The following is a 2,610-nucleotide window of genomic DNA, read 5'->3' as shown; positions in this document are numbered from 1 at the left end:
CACGCCGGCTGATGGTCCCTGCCCGGCCCGGCCGCGGCCGTGCCCTGCGATCGGCGTGCCGCCGAGACGCCCCCGCTCCCCCGCGCGAGTCCAAGCCCGAGGCCAGACCAACATGTCCGACGACCCCGCGCCCGCCCGAGCGCCCGGGCGGGATCCCAGCCGACCGCTCACCTTCGCCATCGCCGGCAACCCCAACTGCGGCAAATCCGCCCTGTTCAACGCCCTGACGGGCATCCGCCAGACCACCGGCAACTGGCCGGGGGTGACGGTGGAGCGCCGCGAAGGCCGCTCGGAGCTGGACGGCCGCCCGGTGCGCGTGGTCGACCTGCCGGGCATTTACTCCCTGGATGCGAGCTCGCTCGACGAGCGCGTCACCCGCGACTACCTGCTCTCGCGCGAAGCGGACCTGATCGTCAATGTGCTGGATGCCGCCAACCTGGAGCGCAACCTGTACCTGACGGTGCAGCTCCTGGAGATGGGCGTGCCGGTGGTGCTCGCGCTCAACATGATGGACGTCGCAGCCAAGCGCGGCATCGACATCGACACGGCCCAGCTCGCCGAGCGCCTGGGCTGTCCGGTGGTGCCAGTGGTGGCGGTGGCCAAGCGGGGCATCACGGAGCTCAGCGCCCGGGCGCTGGCGGTGGTAGACGGACACGAGCGCGGCGGCTTCCCGCTGGCGCACGAGGAGGTGGTGGACCAAGCCGTGAGCGAGCTGGCGGCGGGCTACGCGGACAAGGCCGACCAAGGCAATGCCCGCTGGCTGGCACTCAAGCTGCTGGAGGAGGACGACGCCGCGCGCAGCCTTGCGGACGCCCGGCTGCTGGAGCAGGCCGCGCACTGGCGCAACGCCATCGCCGAGCGCACCGGTGAAGACACCGACCTCTATATCGCCGACACCCGCTTCGGACACGCCCATGCGCTTGCCCAAGGGGCCATGCGCCAGCATGGACGGGTGGGGCGCAACATGTCAGACGCCATCGACCGCGTGATGCTGAGCCGCCTGTGGGGCATCCCGCTGTTCCTAGCGGTCATGTATTTGATGTTCGTCTTCACCATCAACATCGGCGGCGCCTTCATCGACTTCTTCGACGGCGCCGCGCAAGCGCTGTTCGTGGATGGGTTCGGCCTCCTGTTGAGCTGGCTGGGTGCACCCGAGCTGCTGCAGCTCGCCCTCGCCGACGGCATTGGTGGCGGACTCACGGTGGTGGCGACCTTCATCCCCATCATCGCAAGCCTGTACATCTTCCTCTCCGCGCTGGAGGACTCGGGCTACATGGCCCGGGCCGCCTTTGTCATGGACCGGGCCATGCGCTCCATCGGCCTGCCCGGCAAGGCCTTCGTGCCGCTCATCGTCGGCTTCGGCTGCAACGTGCCGGCGGTGATGGCCACGCGCACCCTGGAGAGCGACCGGGAACGCAAGCTGACCATCCTGATGAACCCCTTCATGTCCTGCGGCGCCAGGCTGCCGGTGTATGTGCTTTTTGCGGCGGCCTTTTTCCCGCACCAAGGCCAAAATGTCGTCTTCGCGCTCTACCTCACGGGCATTGCCGTGGCGCTGCTCACAGGGCTGGTGATGAAGCGCACGTTGCTGTCGGGCACCAGCACTGGCTTCATGATGGAGCTCCCGCCCTATCACATGCCGACGCTGCGCGGCGTGCTGCTGCGCACCTGGGACCGCGTGAAGCTCTTCCTGCGCGACGCGGGCAAGGTCATCGTCGTCATGGTGCTGGCGCTGAATCTGCTCGGCTCCATCGGCACCGACGGCAACATCGGCGAGACCGAGAGCGACGAGTCCATCCTCGCCGCGGCCAGCCGCGCGGCCACACCGCTGTTTGCCCCAATGGGTATCGAGGAGAACAACTGGCCTGCGGTGCTCGGTATCTTCTCCGGCGTGCTCGCCAAGGAGGTCATCGTCGGCACCCTGGACAGCTTGTACGGGCGTATTGCCGCGGACGAGCGGGCCGCGGAGGCGCGCGCGGCGGGCGCCGCTGGGGGCAACGCTGCGGCGTCAGCAACGGACTCGGGCTACGACCTGGGCGCCGCCCTGACCGCCGCCGCGGCCACGGTGCCGGCCAACCTTGCCGATGTGGCCCGCGGCCTCACGGACCCTCTCGGGCTCGGCGTCGGCGACCTCAGCGATCGCGATGGCGTCGGCGCCGAGCAGGGCGTGCAGGCAGGCACATTCGGTGCCATGGAGGCGCGCTTCGACGGCCGCGCCGGCGCCTTCGCCTACCTGCTCTTCGTGCTGCTGTACTTCCCGTGTGTGGCCACAGTGGCCGCGATCGTGCGCGAGACCGGCCCCGCTTGGGCGACCTTCGTCGCCGTCTGGACCACCGGCATCGCTTTCATCACCGCCACGGCGTTCTACCAGGCGGCGACCTTCTCCCGTGACCCGACGAGCGCGTCGCTCTGGCTCGGCGGCATGCTCGCGGTGCTCGTGGCCGTGTTCATCGGGCTGCGCATCTGGGCGCTGCGCGGCGGGGATGGCGAGCGCGCGCCCACACCGGCAGAGGCAGCGGGCTGAGCCCGGTCATCGCGGTTGGACGCTTCAGTTTCACGCAACGGCGCAACGGGCAATGGTGCGACGGCACCCAAGTCGCCCGCTTTGCC

The 2,610-nt window shown here is 69.7% G+C and carries 1 protein-coding gene; it reads left to right on the top strand.

Translation table 11 applies throughout. From position 1 onward, the window contains the following. The first annotated feature begins 112 nt into the window (after nucleotides 1-112). The gene (feoB, locus tag I6U14_RS03750; RefSeq protein ID WP_296896975.1) at nucleotides 113-2,524 is read left to right on the top strand and encodes a Fe(2+) transporter permease subunit FeoB; all 2,412 of its coding nucleotides are present in this window, start codon (nucleotides 113-115) and stop codon (nucleotides 2,522-2,524) included. Nucleotides 2,525-2,610 lie beyond the last annotated feature (86 nt).

Origin of the sequence: Thiohalocapsa sp. (genome assembly GCF_019695415.1) — a bacterium.
GTDB lineage: Bacteria > Pseudomonadota > Gammaproteobacteria > Chromatiales > Chromatiaceae > Thiohalocapsa.
The sequence above is the reverse complement of the archived record's forward strand: the minus strand, read 5'-3'. Positions and strand labels throughout refer to the sequence as shown.